The organism is Tropicibacter alexandrii, from assembly GCF_003667315.2.
Taxonomy (GTDB): domain Bacteria; phylum Pseudomonadota; class Alphaproteobacteria; order Rhodobacterales; family Rhodobacteraceae; genus Tropicibacter; species Tropicibacter alexandrii.
The window spans coordinates 147,783-167,759 of record NZ_RCTZ02000007.1 but is presented as its reverse complement, the minus strand read 5'-3'; the positions used below and the strand labels follow the sequence as shown (position 1 = coordinate 167,759).

The 19,977-nt window shown below is 66.8% G+C and carries 20 protein-coding genes; 13 read left to right on the top strand and 7 right to left on the bottom strand.

The features are described from left to right. Window positions 1-23 precede the first annotated feature (23 nt). On the top strand, window positions 24-929 hold the full coding sequence (truB, locus tag D8Z78_RS11355) for a tRNA pseudouridine(55) synthase TruB (RefSeq protein WP_121630248.1): 906 nt from the start codon (window positions 24-26) through the stop codon (window positions 927-929). 16 nt (window positions 930-945) lie between these two features. Here truB and D8Z78_RS11350 read toward each other — a convergent pair whose 3' ends face one another. The 3 genes from D8Z78_RS11350 to D8Z78_RS11340 all read right to left on the bottom strand — a co-directional run bounded on the left by D8Z78_RS11350 (window position 946) and on the right by D8Z78_RS11340 (window position 4,051). Beyond that, the gene (locus D8Z78_RS11350; protein ID WP_121630247.1) at window positions 946-2,403 is read right to left on the bottom strand and encodes an ICP22 family protein; all 1,458 of its coding nucleotides are present in this window, start codon (window positions 2,401-2,403) and stop codon (window positions 946-948) included. 146 nt (window positions 2,404-2,549) lie between these two features. Then, window positions 2,550-3,371, bottom strand: a complete 822-nt coding sequence (locus D8Z78_RS11345; RefSeq protein ID WP_121630246.1) for an alpha/beta fold hydrolase — start codon at window positions 3,369-3,371, stop codon at window positions 2,550-2,552. Further along, window positions 3,371-4,051, bottom strand: coding sequence for a haloacid dehalogenase type II (locus tag D8Z78_RS11340; RefSeq protein WP_121630245.1), 681 nt, complete (start codon window positions 4,049-4,051; stop codon window positions 3,371-3,373). The genes D8Z78_RS11345 and D8Z78_RS11340 overlap by 1 nt, the downstream gene beginning before the upstream one ends. 158 nt (window positions 4,052-4,209) lie before the next feature. Between D8Z78_RS11340 and D8Z78_RS11335 the strand changes: the two genes are divergently transcribed. Continuing rightward, entirely contained in the window at window positions 4,210-4,638 is a 429-nt protein-coding gene (locus D8Z78_RS11335; RefSeq protein ID WP_121630244.1) for an FKBP-type peptidyl-prolyl cis-trans isomerase, read from the top strand. A 30-nt stretch (window positions 4,639-4,668) separates the two neighbouring features. On the opposite strand, the gene D8Z78_RS11330 is transcribed toward D8Z78_RS11335, so the two are convergent. Further along, the gene (locus D8Z78_RS11330) at window positions 4,669-5,925 is read right to left on the bottom strand and encodes a SulP family inorganic anion transporter (RefSeq protein ID WP_121630243.1); all 1,257 of its coding nucleotides are present in this window, start codon (window positions 5,923-5,925) and stop codon (window positions 4,669-4,671) included. 127 nt (window positions 5,926-6,052) lie between these two features. On the opposite strand from D8Z78_RS11330, the gene pcaD reads away from it, so the two are divergent. From pcaD to D8Z78_RS11290, 8 genes are all read left to right on the top strand, one after another. Continuing rightward, on the top strand, window positions 6,053-6,838 hold the full coding sequence (gene pcaD, locus D8Z78_RS11325) for a 3-oxoadipate enol-lactonase (protein WP_121630242.1): 786 nt from the start codon (window positions 6,053-6,055) through the stop codon (window positions 6,836-6,838). 1 nt (window position 6,839) lies between these two features. Next, window positions 6,840-7,553, top strand: a complete 714-nt coding sequence (locus D8Z78_RS11320; protein ID WP_121630241.1) for an alpha/beta fold hydrolase — start codon at window positions 6,840-6,842, stop codon at window positions 7,551-7,553. Continuing rightward, complete coding sequence (locus tag D8Z78_RS11315) at window positions 7,550-8,869, top strand: class-II fumarase/aspartase family protein (RefSeq protein WP_121630240.1); 1,320 nt, start codon at window positions 7,550-7,552, stop codon at window positions 8,867-8,869. Before D8Z78_RS11320 ends, D8Z78_RS11315 begins: the two co-directional genes overlap by 4 nt. Before the next feature lie 87 nt (window positions 8,870-8,956). Continuing rightward, window positions 8,957-10,159, top strand: a complete 1,203-nt coding sequence (locus tag D8Z78_RS11310) for an MFS transporter (RefSeq protein WP_121630239.1) — start codon at window positions 8,957-8,959, stop codon at window positions 10,157-10,159. A 65-nt stretch (window positions 10,160-10,224) separates the two neighbouring features. Continuing rightward, window positions 10,225-11,301 (top strand): alcohol dehydrogenase catalytic domain-containing protein, encoded by a 1,077-nt coding sequence (locus tag D8Z78_RS11305; RefSeq protein ID WP_121630238.1) that lies wholly within the window; start codon window positions 10,225-10,227, stop codon window positions 11,299-11,301. Between the two features lie 116 nt (window positions 11,302-11,417). Next, window positions 11,418-12,650, top strand: coding sequence for a mandelate racemase/muconate lactonizing enzyme family protein (locus D8Z78_RS11300; RefSeq protein ID WP_121630237.1), 1,233 nt, complete (start codon window positions 11,418-11,420; stop codon window positions 12,648-12,650). Between the two features lie 66 nt (window positions 12,651-12,716). Continuing rightward, window positions 12,717-13,052, top strand: coding sequence for an ArsR/SmtB family transcription factor (locus D8Z78_RS11295; RefSeq protein ID WP_240672093.1), 336 nt, complete (start codon window positions 12,717-12,719; stop codon window positions 13,050-13,052). Further along, on the top strand, window positions 13,027-14,463 hold the full coding sequence (locus D8Z78_RS11290) for an amidase (protein WP_121630236.1): 1,437 nt from the start codon (window positions 13,027-13,029) through the stop codon (window positions 14,461-14,463). Before D8Z78_RS11295 ends, D8Z78_RS11290 begins: the two co-directional genes overlap by 26 nt. 180 nt (window positions 14,464-14,643) lie before the next feature. Here D8Z78_RS11290 and D8Z78_RS11285 read toward each other — a convergent pair whose 3' ends face one another. Next, window positions 14,644-16,524, bottom strand: a complete 1,881-nt coding sequence (locus tag D8Z78_RS11285; RefSeq protein WP_121630235.1) for an acyl-CoA synthetase — start codon at window positions 16,522-16,524, stop codon at window positions 14,644-14,646. Window positions 16,525-16,665: 141 nt separating this feature from the next. Here D8Z78_RS11285 and D8Z78_RS11280 point away from each other — a divergent pair, with 141 nt between their 5' ends. After that, complete coding sequence (locus tag D8Z78_RS11280) at window positions 16,666-16,965, top strand: DnaJ family domain-containing protein (protein ID WP_121630331.1); 300 nt, start codon at window positions 16,666-16,668, stop codon at window positions 16,963-16,965. Here the strand turns inward: D8Z78_RS11280 and D8Z78_RS11275 are convergent. Then, a complete protein-coding gene (locus tag D8Z78_RS11275; protein WP_121630234.1) occupies window positions 16,962-17,516 on the bottom strand; it encodes a flavodoxin family protein in 555 nt (184 codons plus the stop codon). The two genes, D8Z78_RS11280 and D8Z78_RS11275, sit on opposite strands and share 4 nt — an antisense overlap. Window positions 17,517-17,570: 54 nt before the next feature. On the opposite strand from D8Z78_RS11275, the gene D8Z78_RS11270 reads away from it, so the two are divergent. Next, window positions 17,571-18,764 carry a class I SAM-dependent methyltransferase gene (locus D8Z78_RS11270; protein WP_121630233.1) on the top strand — a complete coding sequence of 398 codons (1,194 nt, stop codon included), beginning with the start codon at window positions 17,571-17,573 and terminating at the stop codon, window positions 18,762-18,764. 2 nt (window positions 18,765-18,766) lie between these two features. Next, window positions 18,767-19,429 carry an SOS response-associated peptidase gene (locus D8Z78_RS11265; RefSeq protein WP_121630232.1) on the top strand — a complete coding sequence of 221 codons (663 nt, stop codon included), beginning with the start codon at window positions 18,767-18,769 and terminating at the stop codon, window positions 19,427-19,429. Here D8Z78_RS11265 and D8Z78_RS11260 read toward each other — a convergent pair. Beyond that, window positions 19,426-19,833: a cupredoxin domain-containing protein gene (locus tag D8Z78_RS11260; protein ID WP_121630231.1), complete on the bottom strand. Its 408-nt coding sequence runs from the start codon at window positions 19,831-19,833 to the stop codon at window positions 19,426-19,428. The genes D8Z78_RS11265 and D8Z78_RS11260 overlap by 4 nt on opposite strands. Between the last annotated feature and the right edge of the window lie 144 nt (window positions 19,834-19,977).

Here is a 19,977-nt window from a genome sequence, read left to right as displayed (position 1 = left end):
CCCGCCTTGACAGGAGGCACGGCATGGCACGCAAGAAGGGTCGCGATATTTCCGGTTGGCTGGTGGTGGACAAACCGGCCGGGCTGACCTCGACCGCGGTGGTCGGCAAGGTCCGCTGGGCTTTGGACGCAAAGAAGGCAGGCCATGCGGGCACGCTCGACCCCGAAGCGACAGGCGTGCTGGCGATAGCCTTGGGCGAGGCAACCAAGACCGTCCCCTACATCACCGACGCGCTCAAGGCCTATGTCTTTACCGTCAATCTCGGCGCCGCGACCAATACCGACGATGCCGAGGGCGAGGTCATCGCCCGCTCCGAGGCCCGCCCCTCGGATGACGAGATCAAGGCCGCGCTCAGCGGCTTCATCGGCGACATCATGCAAGTCCCGCCACAATTCTCGGCGGTGAAGGTCGATGGTGAGCGCGCCTACAAGCGCGCCCGCGACGGCGAAGAAATGGACCTTGCCGCCCGTCCCCTCTGGGTCGAAAGCCTGATCCTGCTGGATCGGCCCGACCCCGACACCGCCGTGCTGGAAATGGTCTGCGGCAAGGGCGGCTATGTCCGCTCCATCGCGCGCGATCTGGGCGAGGTGCTGGGGTGCCTCGGCCATGTGCAAAAGCTGCGTCGCGTTTGGTCCGGCCCGTTCGAGGCCGAAAAGGGCCTGACGCTGGAGCAGATCGAGGCCATGGCCCGCACCCCGGAACTGGACACTCATCTGCTGCCGCTGGAACTGGGGCTCGACGACCTGCCCGAATTGCGCGCCACGCCCGAAGGCGCGGTGCGGCTGGGCAATGGCAATCCGGGCATGGTCTTTGCCGGGGACGCCGAATATGGCGACGAGGCTTGGGCCAGCCTCGATGGCAAGCCGCTCGCCGTCGGAATCTACAAGTCGGGCGAATTGCACCCCAGCCGGGTCTTCAACCTGCCCTGAGCGCAGCCGCGGCGGATCACTCCGCCATGGTCAGGATGACATTGACCAGCGACGGGTCGGAGATCGCAGAATAGACGGTGGCCACGGCCATCCCGTCGACGCGGATCTCCGTCCCGCCGATGGCGGAGGCGCCAAGCGTCACCTCACCCGGCCCGTCATAGCCCGACGGCATCACGATCGACAGAATATCCTCGCTTTCGTCGTAATCGGCCACGATGGGCGTGCGGTCGCCGACCTCGACCTGGAACAGGTCGGCCCCGGCGCCGCCGATCATGGCAAGGTTCGGCGCAAGCCCCGTGCCGGTCGTGTCGTCGCTCAGGTTTGACACGAGGGTATCGTCGCCCGCACCGCCTTCCATCCGGCCACCGAGCGCCTCGGTCACCGAAAGGAAATCGTCCCCCGCGCCGCCATCGATATCGACAAGACTGCGCGCGACCGAGACGAAGTCATTCCCCTCGCCCGCCGACACCTCCTGTTCCGCAGGCGCCTCCAAGGCGATGATCTCGGACAGGCCGATATAGGTATCATCGCCCTCGCCAAGGTCCACATCCGACCGGAACCCGAAGAACCCGACCGTGTCGTCGCTGCCGCCGGTCTGTCCGTCCAGCACTTGGTCGGTCGAGGAGGTCTGGGTGTTGTAATCAAAGGTCTCGGCCCCGGCCCCGCCGTCGATATGGCGGACGAAATTGGCGGGCGCGTCAAAGAAATCGTCAAGGTCCTCGGTATCGAAAGTCTCTTCGACCGTGCGGTCGAGGATGAGTTGCACGCCGACATCGCTGTCCTCGGGCGGCACCTCCAGCCCTTCGAGAAAGACGACATCGACCGGGGTCGTGCCGCCGTTGCCGCCGGAGCGGGTCAGGGCCACACCATCCTCGCGCACGTCCCAGTCATAGATCGCGCCGCGCTCGGGCGTGTGTTCCTCGCCCTCGGGGTGCGAGGTGGTCAGGATGCGGTCGATGCCCGGCTCGTAATCGGTGATCGTGGCACCGAAGCCATCGGTCACCAGCAGGCCCTCTTCGTCCGGGCCGGCGATATAGAAGGTATCCGCCCCCGCACCACCCGTGACGGTGTCGCCCTGCATGGCGAGGATGGTGTCATCGCCTGACAGGTCGTCGCCGCCGGCTGTGGTGTCGTCGCCGTCGCCGGGGTCACCAGCCGGGATCGTATCGTCGCCATCCGGGCCGGGCAGCGTTTCCTCGGCGCTTCCCGGCGGTGCCGGGGTCAGCGGATCATCCGCCGCGTCGTCGCCAGACAGCGGAATGTCGGCGGCGTCGTCTCCCGATAGCGGATCGTCCTCGCCCGCAGGCGTGTCATCGCCAAGGATGTCATCCCCGATCTCGATGGTATCATCGCCGATATCGAGCGTTTCGCCCTCGTCGCGATCGTCGGAGTCGTCGCCATCCCCGTCGAACGCGCCCAGCGCCCAGCCAAGCAGCGACAGATTGAATAGCGTTCCCAACAGAATCAAATACATGCACATGCCCCCCGGCAGAAAACCCGAATCAGGAAAGCACGTTTCCCGGTTTTCGCCTAGCGACGCAGATCACAGGGGCCGAAAGAAACAATTGTAGATAAACAATGGACCCGGGCGGGGTCCACTGTTTCCATTTCGGGCGCTTTCTACCGCAGCATCGCCAGCCATTTGGTCAGCGCCGCCAGCGCCTCGGGTTCGTCGAGGAACGGGATATGGCCGCGATCGGGCACCTCGGCCACGACCGCGTCAGGGCGACGGCGGATCATCTCGGCAAAGGTTTCTTCGTCCAGAAGGTCGGAATTCGCGCCCCGGATCAGGCACAACGGCAACCCTGCCAGCGCATCGTAGAGCGGCCACAGATCGGGGGCGGGCTGCGCGCCGCCACCCAGCACCGCCTCGCGCAGTTTCGCGTCATAAGGCAGGTCCAGCCCGTCGGGGGTTTCGATATACAGCCGTTCGGCCTCTGCTTCCCATCGGCCCTCGGGAAGGTTGGCAAAGGCGGTCATGGCCTTGCGGCGCGCGGCGACCGCCTCGCTCAGGGTTTTCCAAGGCGGGCGCTTGCCCAGATAGCCCTCGATCACCTTCAGCCCGGCCTCGGCGATCACCGGGCCGATATCGTTCAGCGCGACCCCGGTCAGCCGGTCCTTGGCCGTCGCGGCCAGCACCATGGCAATGATACCGCCGCGCGAGGTGCCGAGGATCGCCGCCTTGTCCAGCCCCAGATGGTCGAGCAGTTCCAGCGCATCGCGCCCCTCGACCGGGACCTGATAGGTGGTGTGATCCCCCCAGTCGGACTGGCCGCGCCCGCGATAATCCATCCGGATCAGCCGCACACCGTCCAGATGCGGCGCGACGAAGTCGAAGTCGCGCCCGTCGCGCGTCAGCCCCGACAGGCACAGCAGCGGGGTGCCCTCGCCCTCGTCGGTATAGTGCAGGGACAGACCGTCAGAGGTGGTGAAACGCGGCATCAGATCAGCTCCGGTATGGTGGTCAGGTCGGGCAGAATGTGGGCGGGCTGGGCCATCAGGCGATCAACGGGCAGGCCCGCGCGGTTGACCCAGACCGTGCGAAAGCCATAGGCCGCAGCGCCCGCCACGTCCCAGCCATTGGACGAGACGAACAGCACCTCTTCGGGTGTGACGTCGAAATGCTGCCCGACGAGGTCATAGACCGCGCGGGCGGGCTTGAAGGTGCCGACCTCTTCGACCGACAACACCGCGTGCAGGGAGGTGCGCAGACCCGAACTGTCGACAGCCCCTTCAAGCATGTCCTTGCTGCCATTGGACAAAATCGCCGTCGCCATGCCGCGCGCCTGAAGATGCGCCAGCATGAAGGGCACCTCCTTGTAGGCGGCCAGTTCCCAATAGAGCGCCAGCAGGCGCTCGCGCAGTTCCATGTCCTCGGACAGGCCCGCGCGGTCCATCGCCCAGTCGAGCCCGTCGCAGGTGACCTGCCAGAACGGGACATAGTCGCCCGTCACCGCGCGCAGCCAGCTGTATTCCAGCTGCTTGCGCCGCCAATCCTCGGACAGTTGTTCCCACACGGCGGCCAGCGCCGCGCGCCCCGGTTCAGCCGCCGCGACACGGGCGGCGGCGGCCACGTCGAACAGGGTTCCGTAGGCGTCGAAAACGCAGAGCTTCGTTGTCATGGCCACTCCCTTTTGCGGCGCAGACTGGCACAGTGAAGGCACGGGGGAAAGCCGTGGTTTGCAAATCCGGCCCGTCAGGCGTATGCTGTCGCGCGAGCCAGAGCACCCGGGAGAGACCCGGCCTCTTCGATTCCCTTCCCAGACATTCAAGGAACCCCATGACGCAGGTCAAATCCGGCGACACCGTTCGCATTCATTACACTGGTACGCTCACCGACGGCACGACATTCGACAGCTCCGATGGCCGTGATCCGCTGGAATTCACCATCGGCTCCGGCCAGATCATTCCGGGCCTCGAAAAGGCGATCCCCGGCATGGAAGTCGGCGAGAAGAAGCGTGTCGAGATCCCGGCGGACGAGGCCTATGGCCAGCCCAACCCGCAGGCGATACAATCGGTGCCGCGCACCGAGATCCCCGACAACATCCCGCTGGACCTTGGCACGCAGCTGCAGGTGCAGACGCCCACCGGGCAGGTCATGCCCGTGACCGTGGTCGAAGTGACCGAGGAGCAGGTGACGCTGGACGCCAACCACCCGCTGGCGGGCAAGGATCTGGTGTTCGACTTCGAACTCGTCGCGATCGCGTGAAACATCGGGTAGGATGGGTCTGAACCCATCCTACTTTTCCCTCGGCGCCCAGTCCACGGGCTCCGCCCGGCGTCTCAGCCGCAGCGCAAGCCCCAACGCCACGCCGACCCCGATGGCCACCGTCAGGTCCGCCGCCAAGGTCAGGACCATCGTCAGCACCAGCAGGAACAGGTCCGACCGGCGCAAGCCGAGATAGCCGCGCCACTTGCCCGGCTCGCTCATGTTCCACGCGGTCAGCAGCAGCAATCCCGCCAGAGCCGGCATTGCCATCGCCCCCACCAACGGGGCCGCCAGCGCCATGCACAGCCCCACCGTCAGCGCATGCACGATGCCTGCCACCGGCGTCTTGCCACCCGCCCGCACATTCGTCGCCGTCCTAGCAATCGCCCCCGTTGCGGGCAGGCCGCCGAACAGAGCCGAGCCGAGATTCGCCACGCCCTGCGCCAGCACTTCGGCATTGGGGCGATGCCGCCCGCCGATCATCCGATCGGCCACCACCGCTGACAACAGCGACTCGATCCCCGCCAGAAAGGCGATCACCAGCGCCGAGGGCAGAAGCTCGACCAGCCGCGCGGTCGTCACCTCCGGCAATGCCGGCACCGGCAAGCTGCGCGGCAACGCGCCAAATCGCCCCGCCACCGTATCGACCTCCAGTCCGGCCAGTGCCACGACAAGCGACCCGAGTCCCACGGCGACGATCAAGCCCGGAAATCGTGGAAAGGCCCGGCGCAACGCGATGATCAGGGCCATGACCGCCAGCCCCACGCCGAGCGCCGCGCCGTTGACCATGTCCCGCGCGGCCCAAACGGCCTTCAGCCGCGCAAAGACGCCTGCGGGCAGCTCTCCCGACAGCCCCAGCAAGTCCGGCAGTTGGCTGACCGCGATGATCCCTGCGATCCCGATGGTAAAGCCATGCACCACCGGCTCTGGCACATAGGCGATCAGGCTGCCTGCGCGCAGCAATCCGGCCACCAGCAGGATCCCCCCCGCCATCATCGTGGCCAGCACCAGACCGTCCATGCCATGCGCCTCGATCACGCCGAACACCACGACGATGAACGCCCCCGTCGGCCCGCCGATCTGCACCCGGCTGCCGCCCAGCGCCGAGATCAGGAACCCGCCGACCATCGCCGTGTAAAGCCCCGTCTCGGGCAGCGCGCCGCTGGCAATCGCGATGGCAAGGCTCAGGGGCAGCGCCACAAGCGCCACGCTGATCCCGGCAATCACGTCGGCCAGAAAGGTCGCGCGATCATACGTCCTGAGGGTCGTCAACAGTTTCGGAGTCATGGCGCACCGCTATACGGTATCATATTACCACCATACACCCCAGTGCCCGATCTGACAAGACCGGCCAGCGCCCCTTCCCGCCCGCGCCGCACCGCGCTACACAGGTCGCAAAACGGGAGGACAGCACATGCAGATGGCCAAGATCGGCGACATCCACATCCATTACAGCCTGACCGGCCCCGAGGACGGGATGCCGGTGGTCTTTGCCAACTCGCTCGGCACCGATTTCCGACTGTGGGATAAGATCCTGCCCCTTCTGCCCACGAACCTGCGCATCCTGCGCTTCGACAAGCGCGGGCACGGCCTGTCGGACACGCCCGATGGCCCCTATTCCATGGGCGCGCTGGTGTCGGACACCGAAAAGCTGATGGATCACGTGGGCTTCAAGAACGCGGTCTTTGTCGGTCTGTCGATTGGCGGGATGATCGCGCAGGGGCTGGCGGCCAAGCGGCTCGACCTCGTGCGCGCCATGGTGCTGTCGAATACGGGGGCCAAGATCGGCACCCGCGACATGTGGGCCGAGCGCATCAAGCTGGTCGAGGACGGCGGGCTGGAGGCGATCATCGGCCCGACCATGGACCGCTGGTTTTCCAAGCCGTTCCATGCCAGCGACGAATTCCCCGGCTGGTGCAACATGTTCCTCAGCACCGGCCCCACCGGCTGGACCGGCTGTGGCGCAGCGATTGCCGGGACGGATTTCATGACGCCCACCAGCGGCTTGCGCCTGCCGACGCTGGCGATTGCCGGGTCCGAGGACGGCTCGACCCCGCCCGATCTGGTCTTTGAGACAGCCGACCTGATCCCCGGAGCGCAAAAGGCGCTGATCCGCGGCGCGGGCCACTTGCCCTGCGTGGAAAAGCCCGAGGAATACGCGCAAATACTGTCGGATTTCCTGCGCGCGCAAGGCGCCTGACATGGCGCGTTTCCTGCTGATCCACGGTGCGTCGCATGGCGCGTGGTGCTGGCGCGACGTGATCCCGGCGCTGGGGGCGCGGGGGCATCAGGCCACGGCCATCGACCTGCCCGGCCACGGCGACGACCCGGCGGATATCGAACAGACCAGCCTGCGCGACTTCGGTCAGGCTGTTGTGGATGCGTTGACCGAACCGACCATCGTCGTCGGCCATTCCATGGGCGGCTACTCGATCACGCAGGCGGCCGAAATCGACCCTACGCAGATCCACCGCCTCGTCTATCTGTGCGCCTACACGCCTTGGCCCAGCTTCAGCCTGTCGCAGATGCGGATGCAGGCCGACGAGCAACCCTTGGTGCCGCTGATCCGCCTGTCCGACACGCGGCTGAGCTTCACCTTCGACACCTCGGGCGGGGCGGGTGAGTTCTATCACGATTGCCCGCCCGGCACGCTGGACTACGCCCTGCCCCGGCTCTGCGCCGAGTCCACCGCCGCCTCAAACACGGCCATCGACCTGACGGACCGCTCGCAAACCCTACCGCGCAGCTACATCATCTGCACCGAAGACCGCGCCATTCCCCCCGCCTTCCAGCGCGTCATGGCCGGGCGGTTCGCACCCGAGGACCGGCATGAACTGAACACCTCGCATTCGCCTTTTTTCGCCGCGCCCGATGACCTTGCCGCGCTTCTCGACAGGATTGCCAAAGACCGATGACCGCCACGCCGTTCGATTCCGCCCACCTGCACAGGCTGTTCCCCACGGGCGAGACCGCCCGCTTGTTCTCCGACACTGCCGAGATTCGCGCCATGATGCTGGTCGAGGGGTCGCTGGCGCAGGTGCAGGCCCAACACGGCGTGATCCCGGAAACCGCCGGAAAGGCGATCCACCGCGCGGCGCTGGAATTGCAGATCGACCCGGCCGGGCTGGCCGAGGCGACGGGGCAGAACGGCGTCAGCACGCCCGCGCTGGTGGCGGAGTTCCGCAAACTGACGCAGGCGCCCGAACATGCACAATACCTGCATTGGGGGGCGACGTCGCAAGACATACAGGACACCGCCCTGATGTTGCGCCTGCGCCAAGCCATCGCGCTGGCCGAGGACCACTTGACGGCGACCGTGCAGGCGCTGGCCCGGCTGGCCGAGGCGCATGCCGAAACGCCCATGGCCGCGCGCACCTATGGCCAGCACGCGACACCGACCAGCTTTGGCGCGGTGGTGGCCCAATGGGGCACGCCGCTGCTGCACCTGTTGCAGGACGCCCCGCGCATCCGCGAGAACCTGATGGTCTCGCTGTCCGGCGCGGCAGGCACCGGGTCCGCCTTGGGCGACGACCCGGCCGCGATCCGCGCCGGTCTGGCCAAGGCTTTGGGTTTGAAAGACCCCCAGCGCAGTTGGCACACCGACCGCGCCCCGGTGCAGGCCATCGCGGGCTGGTTCGCGCAGGTGGCCTTGGTCACGGGCAAGATGGGCGAGGACCTGACCCTGATGACCCAATCCGACCTTGGCGAAGTCCGCCTTGGCGGCACGGGTGCGTCCTCCACCATGCCGCAGAAACAGAACCCGGTCGCGCCGTCCGTGCTGGTCGCGCTGGCGCATCACGCCCAAGGCCTGTTCGGCACGCTTCAGGGCGCGACGCTCCACCGTTGGCAACGGGACGGCGCGGCGTGGTTCACCGAATGGCTGACCCTGCCGCAATTGATCCTGACCGGCGCGGCGTCGATGACCCACGCGCAGGCGCTGGCGGAGACCCTGTCGCCCGATGCCGACGCCATGCGCGGGCATCTGGACGCCACCGGCGGCCTGATCCTTGCCGAGGCGCTGTCGTTCGAGTTGGCCAAATCCATGCCCCGCCCCGAGGCGCAGGCCCTGTCCAAGGACCTGTGCAAACAGGCCCGCACCAACGGCCAGCCGCTGGAGGAGATCGCCCGCGACGCCCACGCCCTGCCCGAAGGTTTCTTTGACCCGGCCCGGCATCTCGGGACCGCGCCCTCAGAGGCGCGCGCCTTTGCCGCCGCCGTGCATGCGCTGTGACCTGACACCCCCCGTCCCGGGCTTGACCCGGGACCTCCACCGCACTCCGGCCAGAGGCCCCGGGTCTGCGCCCGGGGCGCGTCGGTCATGAAGCTGCCGGTCCTCTTCCTGCTTCTGACCGTCGTCATCGACGCCATGGGCATCGGCCTGATCATCCCGGTCATGCCCGACCTGATCCGCGAAGTCTCGGGCGGCGGCCTGTCCGAAGCCGCCCTGTGGGGCGGTGTCCTGTCGACGATCTTCGCCGTGATGCAATTCCTTTGCGCGCCGCTTCTGGGCCACCTGTCGGACCGCTTTGGCCGCCGCCCCGTCTTGCTGGTCACGCTCGCCATCGTCATGGCCGATTACGCGCTGCTGGGGCTGGCGGGCACCATCGCCCTGCTGGTCGCCGCCCGCGCTTTGGGAGGCCTCGCCAGCGCCACGCAAAGCACCGCATCCGCCGCCATGGCCGATCTCTCCCCGCCAGACAAACGCGCCCAAGGGTTCGGCCTGATCGGCGCCGCCTTCGGCCTTGGCTTCATCGCCGGGCCGCTGCTGGGTGGCCTGCTGGGCGAGCTGGGCACACGCGCGCCCTTCTGGGCCGCCGCCGGGCTGTGCGCTCTGAACTGGGTGCTGGGCTTGCTGACCTTTCCCGAAACGCTCACGGAAAAAGCCGACCGGTTCCACTGGTCCCGCGCCAACCCGTTCGGCGCATTCTACGCCCTGACGCGGCTGCCCGGCATCGCGCGCAGCCTCGTGGTGATCTTCCTCTACCACCTCGCCTTTGCGGTCTACCCGCTGGTCTGGGCCTATTTCACCACCGCGCGCTATGGCTGGGACGCCGGCCTGATCGGCCTCTCGCTGGCGATCTTCGGCTTGTCGGGCTTTGTCGTGCAGGCCGGGCTGATCCGGCTGCTGATCCGCCAGATGGGCGAGCGCGGCACGGCGATCTTCGGCCTGTCCTTCCTCGCGATCGCCTTCGCCGCGACCGCCGTGGTGCCGAACACGGCCTTGGCCCTGACATTGGTGCCGCTCGCCGCACTTGGCGGCTGCTTCGGCCCCGCCGCCACCGCCATGCTGTCGCAAGGGCTTGGCCCCAACCGTCAGGGCCTGCTGCAAGGTGTCCTAACCTCGACCGCCGCCATCGCCACCATCGTCTCGCCGCTGTTGATGACCACCAGCTTTGCCTGGGCCACGGCGCCGGAGCGCACAACGCCCTTCGCCGGCGCGCCCTTTGTCGTGGCGCTCGGGCTGATCCTGATCGCGCTGGCGTTGTTTCTGTCCCAATCGCGCCAAAACGCCGTTGCGTAACGCCGCATTCCGGCTTGCACCGCGCCGCAACGCACAGCAGGCTCGCCGAAAACAGGGAGAGGGACATGACACGCATCAAGGCCGCCGTCTGCACGGCGTTCAACGCGCCATTGGAGATCCAGGAACTGGACCTGCGCGCGCCCGACAAGACCGAGGTCGAGGTCACGCTGGAGGCGGTGGCCATCTGCCATTCCGACATAAGCTATGCCGAGGGCATCTGGGGCGGCGACCTTCCGGCCGTCTACGGCCACGAGGCCGCAGGCCGCATCAGCAAACTCGGCAACGGCGTCACGGGCTTCACCGAGGGCCAGCGCGTCGTCGTCACCCTGATCAAGTCCTGCGGCCATTGCGGGAACTGCGCAACCGGCAAGCCGACGATCTGCGAGCATCCCGGCAGCGACAGCCCCCTGACCTGCCCCGACGGCACTCCCGTGGTCAAGGCCATGAATTGCGGTGCCTTTGCCGAACGCGTCGTGGTCGACCAGACCCAGATCGTCGCCATGCCCGACGACATGCCCGCCGAAAGCATCTGTCTGCTGGCCTGCGGCGTCATCACCGGCATCGGCGCGGTGGTCAATGCGGGCCGCTTGCGCGCGGGCGAGGACGTCGTGGTGATCGGCGCGGGCGGCGTCGGCCTGAACGCCATTCAAGGCGCCCGCATCGCCGGGGCCCGCCGCATCGTCGCCGTCGACATGAGCCCCGAGAAACTCGACATCGCCCGCGATTTCGGCGCCACCGATGGCGTGCTGGCCACCGACAAGGCCCCGTGGGCCAAGGCGATCAAGGCCATGGGCCGCGGTGCCGACCTCGTCGCCGTGACCGTGGGCGCCATCCCGGCCTACGAACAATCCCTGCGCTACATGGGTTGGGGTGGACGGATGGTCATGGTCGGCATGCCCGCCTCGGGTGCCATGGCGCAATACGAACCGGTCGTCCCTGCCTTCATGGGCCAATCCATGATAGGCTCGAAAATGGGCGACGTGGTGATCAGCCGCGACATCCCATGGATGGCCGACCTCTACCGCCAAGGCCGCCTGAAACTCGACGAGCTCGTCTCGGGCCGCTGGTCGCTGGACCAGATCAACGAAGCCATCGCCGACACGAAGACCGGCGGCGCGCGGCGCAACGTGATCCTCTTCTGACCCGCCAGCCCTTCTTCTGGCTGAAGATACCGCGGAGGGGGGTTGGGGGAGGCAGAGCCTCCCCCAACCGGTCGCCCAAGCGCAGCGCGGGCGAAACATGTGAAAGGACGACACCGATGAAACTCGCTGATCTCGACATCATCGTCACCAGCCCCCCGGCCCCCGGCTGGGGCGGGCAATACTGGATCCTCGTGAAACTGACGACGGCCTGCGGCATCACCGGCTGGGGCGAATGCTACGCCTCCTCCATCGGTCCCGACGCCATGCGCGCGGTGATTTCGGACGTCTTCCAGCGCTATTTCGAGGGCGAGAACCCCGAGAACATCGAACGCATGTTCCGCCGCACCTATTCGTCGGGCTTCACCCAACGCCCCGACCTGACGGTCATGGGCGCGTTCTCGGGCCTCGAAATCGCCTGCTGGGACATCCTCGGCAAAGCCCGCGACCGCCCCGTCTGGGCGCTGATCGGCGGGCTGATGAACGAGCGCGTGCGCGCCTATACCTATCTCTACCCGCTGCCGCATCACCCGCTGCCCGACTTCTGGGTCAGCCCGGAAATGGCCGCCGAGTCGGCGCTGGACTGCATCGGGCGCGGCTATACCGGGGTCAAGTTCGACCCGGCAGGCCCATACACCATGCGCGGCGGGCACCAGCCCGCCATGTCCGACATCTCGCTGTCGGTGTCCTTCTGCCGGGCGATCCGCGCCGCCGTGGGCGACAAGGCCGACCTGCTCTTCGGCACCCATGGCCAGTTCACCACCGCCGGCGCGATCCGGCTGGGACAGGCCATCGAGCCCTACAACCCGCTCTGGTTCGAGGAACCCATTCCCCCGGACAACCTGCTGGAGTTCCAGCAGGTGGCAAACGCCGTCCGCATCCCGGTCGCCACCGGCGAGCGCCTGACCACCCGCGCTGAATTCGCCACCCTGTTGCGCACCGGCGGGGCGAAGATCCTGCAACCGGCGCTGGGGCGCGCGGGCGGCATCTGGGAGGCGCGCAAACTGGCCGCGCTGGCCGAAAGCTTCAACGCCGAGATGGCGCCGCACCTCTACGCAGGTCCCATCGAATGGGCCGCCAATATCCAACTGGCCTGCGCGATCCCCAACCTGCTGATCGCCGAGACCATCGAGACGCCCTTCCATGACGCGCTGATCAAGGGAACCATCCGCATCGAAGACGGTTTCATCCCTGCCCCACAGGCGCCCGGCCTTGGGATAGACGTAGACGAGGATCTGGCCCGCGCCCACCCCTTCACCGGCGAGGGATTGCACCTGCAGATGCAGGATGCGCCCTGCGATTATGCGAACGGCAACGTGTTCGGCGGCGGAGCGCCCGTCAAGCAGAGTTGACCTCGCAATTTCCGATCAAGGGGTCTATATTGGCGCGGTTCCAAGCAGACAGAGCAGATGCAGACGATGGATACAGTCACACAGCCCCCCGCCCCGCCCGATGAAATGTCTGCCAACGCCCAGAATGCGGCGGCGTTTCTCAAGACGCTGGCACATGAAGGTCGGTTGATGATCCTGTGCCATCTCGGCGGCGGCGAAAAATCGGTGGGCGAGTTGGAAGCCCTGCTGAACATCCGGCAGGCTGCTGTCAGCCAGATGCTCGCCCGCCTGCGCGAAGAAGGGCTGGTCGTCACCCGCCGCGATGGCAAGACGATCTACTATTCCCTCGCCAATGAAAACACGAGCCGCGTGATCGGTCTGCTCTACGAGATGTTCTGTGCCGACACCGACAACGCCTGCTGAGCCGGTCTTCTCCGGACCGGATCTCTGCCGCCTGACCGCGCGCGAGGCCATTGCCCTGTTGAAAGCCGGAGAGGTGTCGCCCGCCGAACTGGTCGAGGCGTCCCTGACGCGCATCGGCCAGACCTCGGATGCGATCAACGCCATGGTCACGCCCTGCCCGGACCGCGCCCGCGCCGCCGCCGCGCAGGCCGACAAGTCGACCCTGCTGGCGGGCCTGCCCATCGGTATCAAGGATCTGACCACCGTCGCCGGAGTCCGGACGACCTTCGGCACGCCCGGTCTTGCGGAGTTCGTCCCCGAGCACTCGGACCCCATCGTCACCCGGCTCGAAGGCCGGGGTGGCGTCGTCATCGGCAAGACCAACACGCCGGAAATGGGGGCTGGCGCGAACACGTTCAACGCCGTCTTCGGCGCGACGCGCAATCCGTGGGACACCCGGATGAACGCGGGCGGCTCTTCCGGCGGCGCAGCGGCGGGCCTCGCCGCCGGCGAGGTCTGGCTGAGCCAAGGCTCGGACCTTGGTGGGTCCCTGCGCACGCCCGCCAGCTATTGCGGTGTCGTGGGGCTGCGCCCCTCGCCCGGCGTCGCCGGTGGCGGACATGACGTGCTCAAGATGGGCACGATGCCGGTCGACGGTCCGATGGCGCGCAACGTCGCGGATTGCGCGCTGATGCTGGACGCCATGGCCGGATTCGATCCAGTCTGGCCGGTCTCGTATCCGGCGCCCGCGGCCACGTATCTCGACCAGTGCCTCCGGCAGCCGGGCCCGATCCGCATCGCCTTCTCGCCGGACCTGAACGGGGTCGCCCCCGTTACCACCGAGATGGACGGGCTGCTGCGAACCGCCCTTGGGCAGATGACCGATGACGGGGTTTCGGTCGAGGAAGAGACACCGCAGGTGCGCGATATCGAGATGGCGTTCCGCGTGCACCGGGCCTTGGACATGTGGACGATGTATCGCCACACGCCGGAGCGCATCCGCGCGCAGTACAAGCCAACGCTGCGCCAGAACATCGAGGATGGCCGGGCCCTGACCGTCGAGCAGATCGGCGACGCGATGGTCGCGCGTGGTCGCGCCTACGGCGTGATGCAGGACTTCATGACGCGCTACGATGTGTTGGCCTGCCCGGTCGCCGGCCTGCCGCCGTTGCCGGTCGAGGTCGAATACCCGACCGAGGTCGCGGGCGTGCCCTGCAAGGATTATCTCGACTGGCTGCGCTTTGCGTTTCTGGCGACCCTGTGCGGCCTGCCCGCGCTCTCCTTGCCCGTGGGCTTCACTGAGGCGGGGCTGCCCGTTGGCATCCAGTTGATCGGCAAACCGCGCGGCGAGGGACGGCTGTTGCAGGTTGCCCGCGTGCTGGAAGAGCGCCTCGGGCTTTGCGCACCCCCCATCGATCCGATCCGCCGCTGATGGAGGTGCGGTGCAAGGCTCTTCGAAGAGCCTTGCAAATTCCTTTGAAGGAATTTGAGCCCGCCCAGCCGACAATCGCCGCGCCCGGCTCTTGCGGGACAAATCTTTCCTTTCGGACGGCAGCGCACCGGTAAGGGCAGCGCCACGCAAGGCTCTTCGAAGAGCCTTGCCCCCGCCGCGTCAGGCCGTCGCGTCCCAAGGCCGGACGAAGGCGCCCAGCACTTGGCCGACCTCGTCCTTGCCCGCGCCGTTCATCTCGATCTGCGCGACGAGGCCGCGCTTCTTGTCATCGACGACAGAGGCCACCCGCGCCGGGCACCCCGCGCCCTCAAGCGCCGCGTTATAGACCCGCGTGATCGCATGCTTGCGCAGATCGGGCTTGAAGACCTTGCCGACGGCGGTCTTGGGCAGTTCCGGCAGGATGGTCATGTGCTTGGGGTGCGCGGCGCGTTCGTGGACATGCACCTTGGCATGTTCCATCAACTCGTCCTCCGTGACCGTCGCCCCGTCGACCAGTTCGACGAAGGCGCAGGGCAGTTCGCCGGAATGGGCATCGGGCTGGCCGATGGCCCCGGCAAAGGCCACAGCCGGGTGCGCCAGCAGCGCCTCTTCGATCTCGGCGGGGTCGATATTGTGACCGCCGCGAATGATCAGGTCCTTGGCCCGTCCCGTGATCCAAAGGTAGCCGTCCGAATCGACCCGCCCAAGGTCGCCCGTCCGCAGGTAGATCCCCTCATGGAACAGGTCGCGGTTCTTGTCCTCTTCGGTATAGGTGCTGCCCGCATAGACGCCGGGGTTGGAGATACAGATCTCACCCACCTCGTCCGTGGCGCATTCCACCGGACCAGCATCGGTCTGCTTGACGATCTTGACCTGCGTATAGGGCAATGCGATGCCGACCGAGCCGACCTTCTTCTCGCCATCGGGCGGGTTGACCGACACGAGGCAGGTCGCCTCGGTCAGGCCGTAGCCCTCGCAGATGGTCACGCCGCAGGAGGTCTGGAACCGCTTGAACAGTTCCAACGGCATGGGCGCCGAGCCCGAAAACGCCGTCTTCACCGAAGAGATATCCGCATCGACCTTGCGCTGCATCAGCGCGCTGACAGCGGTGGGCACCGTGATGACAAAGCTGATCTTCCACCGCTCGCAGAGCTTCCAGAAATTGTCGAACACCCCCTCGCCGCGATAGCCCGCAGGCGTCGGGAAGACCACATGCGCCCCCGAACAGATCGCGGCCATCAGGATGACGTGGCAGGCAAAGACGTGGAACAGCGGCAGCGGGCACATGATGTTGTCGGTCTCGTCGAACAGCAGGGTCGCGCCCAGCCAGCCGTTGTAGATCATGCCGGAATACAGGTGCTGCGCCACCTTGGGCATGCCCGTCGTGCCGCCCGTGTGGAAATAGGCGGCGACCCGGTCGCCCGTGCTGTCCTCGAACTGCAACTCGGTGGGCTGCTTGGCCACTTCCTTGACGAAGTCGAGGTAATCGGCGTGGCGCGTGCCCTCGATCTTGGGCCGCAGGAAGGGCACCAGCCAGGATTTCGGCGGGCTCAGGTACCGGTTCAGGTCGATTTCCAGAACCGTATTGCATTTCGGCGCATGGCGCACCGCCTCGGACACCTTTTGCGCGATGTCGGTCTTGGGGAAGGGTTTCAGCGTGACCACGACCTTGGCCCCGGTTTCGCGCAGGATCGCACCGATCTGTTCCGGCTCCAGCAGCGGGTTGATCGGGTTAACGATCCCGGCCACGGCCCCGCCCAGCAGCGTCGCGATGGTCTCGTTGCAGTTCGGCAGGACATAGGCGACCACGTCGTTTTCACCCACGCCCAGCTTGCGGAACAGGTTCGCCGCCTGCGCGGTCTGGTCGCGCAGTTCGGCCCAGGACAGCGTCTCGGCCTTGTCGGTCGCGCCCGAGGTCAGCTGATAGCTGACGGCGGGCCGCGCCGGAAACGCAGCCGCCGTCTTGGTCAACTGCGCCCAGAGCGTGGCCGGCACGTCGCGTTCGGCCCAAGGCATCTGCGCTTCTATGGCATTGCGATCGGCCACACCTGCATAGGTCATGGTCGCCTCCTCCCGTTCGTTTTGTTCAGTCTGGGCAAGAACCGTGCAGCGCGCAAGCGGGATGGACGCTGCGGCAGGTGGCCTGTGACGCAGCGTTTCGCCCGCATTGCCGCCCGGCTGCGCCGGGCCTATATTGTCTGGATGGACCATCCCCTGATCGACCTCATCAGCGCCAAGATCCGCGCCGCCGAAGCAAAGGGCGCCTTTGACAACCTGCCGGGCGCGGGCAAGCCCCTGCCGCCACGCGATCCGTCCGTGGACGGGGTGTTGAACCGCATCCTGCAGGAGAACGGGGCCGAGCCTGCCTTTGTCTCCCTGTCGAAGGAACTGGCGCGATTGCGCGCCGAGCTGCTGGAAACGGCGGATCGCACCGAGCGTAAGCGTTTGATGACCGACATCTCGCTGCTGGAGGCCAAGCGGGACCTCGCCCGCAAAGGCTAGGCCTGCCCCCAGCGCCGCACCGCTTGCGCGATCCGTGCCCCGAACAGCCGTGCCGTCGCCAGATCGTGCTCTTCGACAAGCACCGTCTTGTCCCGCGCGGCGGTCGCCATCAGCCCCAGATGGCTGCCGTCCCGATTGATCCCGGGGCGCGCCCGATCGACCGGCGCGCCGATTTCGGACTGCCCCACCCAGATCATGCCCATCTGCGCGGCGAAAACGACAAGCCGCTGAAGCGTCGCAAGTTTGTCGCCCGACGGATAGCTGGCCACCGTTGCTCCCGCTGCGATCGTGTCTAGCCAACCGCCCGCGGCCCAACGGTCCCCGGCCTCTTCGAGAAAGGCGGCATAGGCGGCGGAGGTGCTGCCCATATAGGTCGGCGTGGCAAAGACCACGCCCGCCGCCCGATCCAGCGCCTGCCAGTCGGATGTGGTCAGGCGGGTCACGTCGATCATCCGGGCCGTGTCGCCAATCCCTTCGGCAATGGCCTCGACAAGGCGACGGGTATGGCCATTTCCGGAATGATAGGGCAGACAAATAGGCACGTGCGTCATGCGGCGACCCTGCCGAAACTCTCTGTGCACCGCAATCGGAAAGGCCAAGCCTGCATGGTCAGCGTCAGCGAACAATACGAAGCCTACCCCTATCCCGAGCGTGACCCAAGCGACGAGGCCAAGCGCCTGATCACCGGCTCGCCCTCGCATCCGCTGGAGATGGACCATTTCCTGTGGGAGGGCCGCCGCGACTGGTCGCAGCCCTTGCGCATCCTCGTGGCGGGAGGCGGCACCGGTGACGGGCTGATCCAACTGGCGCAGGTGCTGACCAGCGCGGGCAAGCCCTATGACATCACCTATGTCGACCTCTCGACCGCCTCGCGCGCCGTGGCCGAGGCGCGGGCGCAGGCGCGCGGGCTGACCGGGATCACCTTCCACACCGGGTCATTGCTGGATGCGCCCGATTATGGCCAGTTCGACTATATCGACTGCTGCGGCGTGCTGCATCACCTGCCCGACCCCGCCGAGGGGTTCGCGGCGCTGCGCAAGGCGCTGGCACCGGGCGGGGGCTTGGGTTTCATGGTCTACGCGCCCTATGGCCGCTCCGGCGTCTACCCGTTGCAAGAGGCGTTCGGCACGCTGTTCGACGGGTTGCCGCCGCAAGACCGGCTGGCCAAGGCCAAGGAGATCGTCACAAACCTGCCCGCAGGCCACCCCTTTGCCGTCAACCCGCACCTGACCGACCACCGTCAAAGCGATGCCGGCTTCTATGACCTGCTGCTGCACGGGCAGGATCGGGCCTTTGACGTGGGTGACCTGCTGGCGGTGCTCGACCAAACCGGCTGGCGGCTGCAATCCTTCTGCACGCCTGCCCTTTATGACTTGTCCCGCATTGCCTCGCGGCCTGAGGGCATGGGGGATGGCGAGGCGATGGCCGTGGCCGAAAAGCTGCGCGGCACGATCAAGCTGCACGCCGCCTATGCGGTGCCATCGGATGACCTTCGCAAACCCGCCAAGGGCAGCAACCGCCAGCTGATCCCGCATCTGCGCGGCGTCCAGCCCCGTGCCTTGGCGCAGGCGGTGGCGCAGGGCAAACCCCTGCCGATCAACATGGGCGGCGTCAGCGAACGCGTGACACTCCCCAAGGACGCGGCCCCCCTGATCGCCGCCATCGACGGGCGCCGCGCGCTGGCGCAGATCGCCGAGGCGACCCGGACGGACCCCCTGCGCTTTGGCGCGCTGTGGGGGGCGCTCGACAAGCATCTGACCGCGTGGGGGCTGATGCTGTATTCGACGCTGGGGCGCTAGGCATGTGCGGGCGGTTTGCAGTCACTCTGCCCACGGATGCCATGGCGCAGCTGTTCGACGCGCAGCCCGCCAACGACCTGCCCAGTGTGCCGAACTACAACGTCTGCCCCACCAACCAAATCCACACCGTCCTCAGCGACGGCGCGCGCAGGCTGACCGCCATGCGCTGGGGCTTCATCCCGCATTGGTACAAGAAACCCAATGACGGCCCGCTGCTGATCAACGCCCGCGCCGAGACCATCGCCGAGAAACCCGCCTTTCGCGCCGCCTGCCGCGAACGCCGCTGCCTGATCCCCTGCACCGGGTTCTACGAATGGACCAAGGACGAGGACGGCAACCGCCTGCCGTGGTACATCACCCGCGCCGATGGCGATCCGCTGGTCTTTGCCGGGGTCTGGCAGGATTGGGGGCCGGAGGCCGAGCGGATGCGCACCTGTGCCATCGTCACCATCGGCGCCAATGACCAGATGTCACAGATCCACCACCGCATGCCCGTCACGCTGGAACAGACGGACTGGGCGAAATGGCTGGGCGAGGACGGGCACGGCGCGGCCAAACTGATGCAGCCAGCGCCCGAAGGGGCACTGGCCTTTCATCGCGTGTCCACGCAGGTCAATTCCAACCGCGCAAGCGGCGCGCAGCTGATCGAGCCGGTCGCGCCTTAATTGATCGCCTCTTCGTGGACTTCGCCAGTCAGGGTGTTGGTCGCGAGGTCGGCCTGCCGTGTGTATTCGATCACGCCGATCGCATTGGTTCCGATCGGCTGGCCATTGCCGTCATAATTGGTGTCGACCACGTTGTTGAAGGTCTGCTTCATGCCGTCGAAGACCTCGATGGTGACGGTCTCTTGCGGCAGAAGGACGCCAGTGTCCCAGCTCAGGTCCACGGCGGTCGCACTCATCGGGTAGATCGACGCGTTGACGAATTTGATCGTGTCGCCAACCTCCGGATAGACGTAATCCGGGAAATAGCCGGTGCCCATCAGCAAGACATAATGCTCCTCGGCGGCCAGCGGAGTGGCAACGACACCAAGGGCGAGAGCGACGGTCAGACCGATTTTGCGAAACATGGCAGCTCCTGAACTCACGAGGCCCCCACCACGTGTATCCTTTGCAAAGTGTTTAAGGGTGAATCGCGGCAAAATTGGGGCGAATTTGACGAAACTACGCGAAAAAGACGACACAGCGCCCACGCGCGCGCACCGCTTGACGCC

Excerpts from the sequence above, each read along its gene's own strand:
- truB (WP_121630248.1), top strand. The coding sequence starts at position 24 with ATGGCACGCAAGAAGGGTCGCGATATTTCCGGTTGGCTGGTGGTGGAC.
- D8Z78_RS11350 (WP_121630247.1), bottom strand. The coding sequence starts at position 2,403 with ATGTATTTGATTCTGTTGGGAACGCTATTCAATCTGTCGCTGCTTGGC.
- D8Z78_RS11345 (WP_121630246.1), bottom strand. The coding sequence starts at position 3,371 with ATGCCGCGTTTCACCACCTCTGACGGTCTGTCCCTGCACTATACCGAC.
- D8Z78_RS11340 (WP_121630245.1), bottom strand. The coding sequence starts at position 4,051 with ATGACAACGAAGCTCTGCGTTTTCGACGCCTACGGAACCCTGTTCGAC.
- D8Z78_RS11335 (WP_121630244.1), top strand. The coding sequence starts at position 4,210 with ATGACGCAGGTCAAATCCGGCGACACCGTTCGCATTCATTACACTGGT.
- D8Z78_RS11330 (WP_121630243.1), bottom strand. The coding sequence starts at position 5,925 with ATGACTCCGAAACTGTTGACGACCCTCAGGACGTATGATCGCGCGACC.
- pcaD (WP_121630242.1), top strand. The coding sequence starts at position 6,053 with ATGCAGATGGCCAAGATCGGCGACATCCACATCCATTACAGCCTGACC.
- D8Z78_RS11320 (WP_121630241.1), top strand. The coding sequence starts at position 6,840 with ATGGCGCGTTTCCTGCTGATCCACGGTGCGTCGCATGGCGCGTGGTGC.
- D8Z78_RS11315 (WP_121630240.1), top strand. The coding sequence starts at position 7,550 with ATGACCGCCACGCCGTTCGATTCCGCCCACCTGCACAGGCTGTTCCCC.
- D8Z78_RS11310 (WP_121630239.1), top strand. The coding sequence starts at position 8,957 with ATGAAGCTGCCGGTCCTCTTCCTGCTTCTGACCGTCGTCATCGACGCC.
- D8Z78_RS11305 (WP_121630238.1), top strand. The coding sequence starts at position 10,225 with ATGACACGCATCAAGGCCGCCGTCTGCACGGCGTTCAACGCGCCATTG.
- D8Z78_RS11300 (WP_121630237.1), top strand. The coding sequence starts at position 11,418 with ATGAAACTCGCTGATCTCGACATCATCGTCACCAGCCCCCCGGCCCCC.
- D8Z78_RS11295 (WP_240672093.1), top strand. The coding sequence starts at position 12,717 with ATGGATACAGTCACACAGCCCCCCGCCCCGCCCGATGAAATGTCTGCC.
- D8Z78_RS11285 (WP_121630235.1), bottom strand. The coding sequence starts at position 16,524 with ATGACCTATGCAGGTGTGGCCGATCGCAATGCCATAGAAGCGCAGATG.
- D8Z78_RS11280 (WP_121630331.1), top strand. The coding sequence starts at position 16,666 with ATGGACCATCCCCTGATCGACCTCATCAGCGCCAAGATCCGCGCCGCC.
- D8Z78_RS11275 (WP_121630234.1), bottom strand. The coding sequence starts at position 17,516 with ATGACGCACGTGCCTATTTGTCTGCCCTATCATTCCGGAAATGGCCAT.
- D8Z78_RS11270 (WP_121630233.1), top strand. The coding sequence starts at position 17,571 with ATGGTCAGCGTCAGCGAACAATACGAAGCCTACCCCTATCCCGAGCGT.
- D8Z78_RS11265 (WP_121630232.1), top strand. The coding sequence starts at position 18,767 with ATGTGCGGGCGGTTTGCAGTCACTCTGCCCACGGATGCCATGGCGCAG.
- D8Z78_RS11260 (WP_121630231.1), bottom strand. The coding sequence starts at position 19,833 with ATGTTTCGCAAAATCGGTCTGACCGTCGCTCTCGCCCTTGGTGTCGTT.